The sequence below is a fragment of the Streptomyces sp. 8N706 genome (assembly GCF_052245415.1).
In the GTDB taxonomy this organism is placed as follows: domain Bacteria; phylum Actinomycetota; class Actinomycetes; order Streptomycetales; family Streptomycetaceae; genus Streptomyces.
In genome coordinates this window covers 1-3,167 of sequence record NZ_JBQQBW010000222.1, presented here as the reverse complement: position 1 = coordinate 3,167, position 3,167 = coordinate 1, and the positions used below count along the sequence as shown (strand labels likewise).

The 3,167-nt window shown below is 72.3% G+C and carries 4 protein-coding genes and 1 pseudogene; all 5 read right to left on the bottom strand.

Going from position 1 to position 3,167, the window contains the following annotated elements; all coding sequences use genetic code 11:
• The coding region (locus ACTWQE_RS33895) for a helix-turn-helix domain-containing protein (protein ID WP_443332933.1) at positions 1-794 on the bottom strand (794 nt) is incomplete at its 3' end.
• Positions 795-811: 17 nt separating this feature from the next.
• Entirely contained in the window at positions 812-1,198 is a 387-nt protein-coding gene (locus ACTWQE_RS33890; protein WP_443332932.1) for a hypothetical protein, read from the bottom strand.
• Between the two features lie 188 nt (positions 1,199-1,386).
• Positions 1,387-1,977, bottom strand: a complete 591-nt coding sequence (locus ACTWQE_RS33885; protein WP_443332931.1) for a hypothetical protein — start codon at positions 1,975-1,977, stop codon at positions 1,387-1,389.
• A gap of 64 nt (positions 1,978-2,041) precedes the next feature.
• A complete protein-coding gene (locus tag ACTWQE_RS33880; protein WP_443332930.1) occupies positions 2,042-2,794 on the bottom strand; it encodes an AAA family ATPase in 753 nt (250 codons plus the stop codon).
• Positions 2,791-3,167: pseudogene (locus tag ACTWQE_RS33875) on the bottom strand (Mu transposase C-terminal domain-containing protein); the annotation flags it as partial. The pseudogene ACTWQE_RS33875 and the gene ACTWQE_RS33880, both read right to left, overlap by 4 nt.

Below are 3,167 nucleotides of genomic sequence, written 5' to 3'. Positions count from 1 at the left end.
ACCACCGGGTGGTCCTCTTCGAGGCGCAGGGAGCGGCGGGCCTCGAAGCCCTCCAGACGCTCGGGCAGTCCGAGCTTCACGGCGGCCGACGCGGTCAGCACGATCAGGGGGTCGGAGTCCTTGCCGTTGCGGTGCAGGCGCGCAGCGCCGATCCCCGACTCCTTCAGGGTCCACTCGACCAGCTGCGGGATCGTGGTCGCCGGGCACTGCAGCAGGATGCCGCCCGTGCAGTATGCGGTGCCGTCGCCGTCCAGCACGGCCAGCGGCCCGTGCGGGAACCGCGGGTCGACTGTCGCCTGCTTCTTCGGCGCGGCCTTCTTCGCCGCCGGGCGGCGTGATGTCGGCCGGGCCGACGGCTGTCCCTGCGGCGCCGGCGAAAAAGGCGCAGGGGCGGAGGTCGTGTCCAGGGCTTCTTCTTGGTACGGGGAGCGCACCGGCGGTGCAGCCTCGCCCGCTGCCCGGCCCGGGGCCGGCTGCGGGAGTGGGGGTGGCGGCGGCTGGGCCGCGGGCCCGCTGCCAGGGTGCGTGGCGGGGGCGGGATAGCGGTGCGCGAGACCCTCGAGCAGTCTGCGGTATGCCTCCAGGCGCTCTCCCTTCGGCTCGGCCCGGCCTGCCTCCCACGCGGTGATGCTCGGTACGCGCACCCCGAGCGCCTGGGCGACGGCGGCCTGGGTCAGCCCGGCGGCCTCCCGCAGCCGCACCCGCTCGGCCGGGGCGGGCAGCACCGTGCCGCCGTCGACAGCGGCGAGCAGCGAGTCGACGGCCGCGAACAGTTCCTCGGGCTGGTCTGTCATCTGCTTCTCTTTCTCCGCTACCTGACGCCCTGACGGATCTCTTCGAGCCGTGTCATCAGCCGCTGATAGCGCTGCGAGGCGGCCTGGGAGGAGTTCAGGCCCTGGTGCTGGGCGATCTGCCGCCAGTCCATGCCCCGGCGCCGGGCCTCGATGACGACCTGCGTCTCCAGTCGATGGAGCTGTTCCCGCATCTCCTCGAACAAGCCGAGTGCTGCGCCCACATCGTCCGGGAGGACGTCAGGCGCCTGCCGACCGCTGTCCTGATCGCCGGCGGCTGCCGCCAGCAGCCGCCCCAGCAGTGCCGCGTCCTGCTCCAGACGACGCGCCGCCGTGGTGCCGGCCGCAGGAACATCCGCCAGCGCGGACAACCGGTCACGGGCTTTTTCGCGGGAGTCGCGTGCCATGCCGCCACTCTACCGCCCCTCGACAACGAAACAACGAATTATTGTTCTGTTCTCTCTTCTGGGGACCGGAGCACCCTGCCGTGACGGCATCACAGGGCACAGGCCGCCCGGCTTTGGGACCGTCCCGCCTGTCCGGAACACCGCGCCAGCGCATCCGGCGAGGCTCAGCCTCGCCGCCGCTCCCCGACTCACTGCGCGGACGCCGCCGCGGGCGGGTGCAGTCTCGCCATCCCGGCGAACGTGTCGATGACGCGGTGATCGCAGTGCCGCAGCAAGTGCGCGAGGTCGTCGGGCAGTTCGGCGTGGTGCACCAGGACCGGATCCGCGCGGGTGGTGCGGTGCAGGTGGACCAGGTCTGCCCACAGGCCGAGCCCTATCCGGTGGGCGCGCAGGACCGTCAACCGGCAGGCGGCCGTGGTCTGCAGGGCGACGTGGACCGCGCGCTCCTGTTCGTCCGAGGCCGCGCGACCTGGGCGTGGACAGCTGCGCGGGTCGGCGCCGAGGGCGTGGAGGATGTCGTGCCACAGCAGCCGGTCGTGGGAGGCGACGGTGGGGTGGACCACGATGCGTCCCGCCGATGGATCGTGGGCGGCCAGGGCGGTGCGGGTGAAGCGCACGTCGTCACCGCGGTCCATGACCACGGTGACGGGCGGGCGGTCGGCGGTGCGCAGCGTCTTCGTGGCCGGGCACCGGGAACAGGCGGTGGTGCCGCACACCAGGACCTCGATGGCGCTCTCGCCGAGGGGATTGATGTGGTCCAGGAGGCCGATGCTCCTCACCGCCTGTCCTGCCGGGCCGTGCTCACGGGCACAGCCCCGGGGAACGCGCGGGGACCGTGGCCGGTCATCCGGCTGTTCCCAGCCGGCTGAAGGCCCACCGCAGCAGGTCCTGGTCGACCCGCGGCCGTCGCGTGCGGGCCAGGCCGGTGCGGACGTGGGCAGTCAGCCGTGCCCAGTTACGGAAGTTGCCGTGCGCGGCGTGCTGGTCGGCGAAGGTGATGTCGTCGGGGTCGGCGGTAGCCCAGATCGGGTGGAACAAAGGGATGGCCTCTCGGACTTCGCTTGGGGTGAGGCGGGTGAAGTGCTGCCAGATGAAGATGCGGGAAGAGAGCATCGGCTCGCGGCGCAGGACGGTGTGACAGCCCTCGCCTCCGACGAAGATGATCGCGAGGCGGGTGGCCGGGTCGTCCCAGAGGTAGCGGAAGTATTCGAACGCTTCGCCGTTGAGCCACTGGGCCTCGTCCACCAGGAACGTGCGGGGACGCTCGGCCAGGGCTGTTTTGAGGAGACGGTCGAATTCGCTGGGGTGGCGGGGTGGTTCGCCGGGCAGGTCGAGGGCGGTGAACAGTTCGTAGCGCACCGCGCGGGCGGTGGGGCGGGCACGGAAGGTGATCCGGTGGACGTCCTCGGTGGGTTCGAGTTCGCGCAGGCAGGTGTTGACCGCCAGGGTCTTGCCGAAGCCGGCGCCGCCGTGGATGCACATCATGGCGCGGGCGGCGACGGTGTCGGTGATGTTCTCTCGGGCAGTGAGCAGGGCGCGGGTGGTGACCACGGACGCATCCGGCAAGTCGACGTACTGGTAGGTGGCCGCGGTCACGAGGCGTCTCCGTCTTGAGCAGGGTCTGCGGCCCGTCCGGGCGGGCCGTCGGGGGCAGGTTCGGACGGGATGGAAGCACGTCGGCTGGGCGTGGCGCTGGTGGCGAGGGAGGGCGGGGTGCGCCACTCGGCCGGGGGCGCGGCGGGCGGGATGAGGTCGGGCAGCGCCAGCTTCGAGGCGTCGGTGTGCTCGATGGCGGCCAGTTCATGCCCGGCCTGGGCGGCGGTGAGGGCTCCCAGCCGCTGGGCGGGCTCGGCCGTGGTGGCCGGAGCGAACCGCTTTCGGCGCAGCGTCTCGGCGGCTTTCACCTCGGCGCGCAGACGCCGGGCGCGCTCCGCACGGGCCGTGCGCAAGGCTTCGAGTTGTTGGGGGG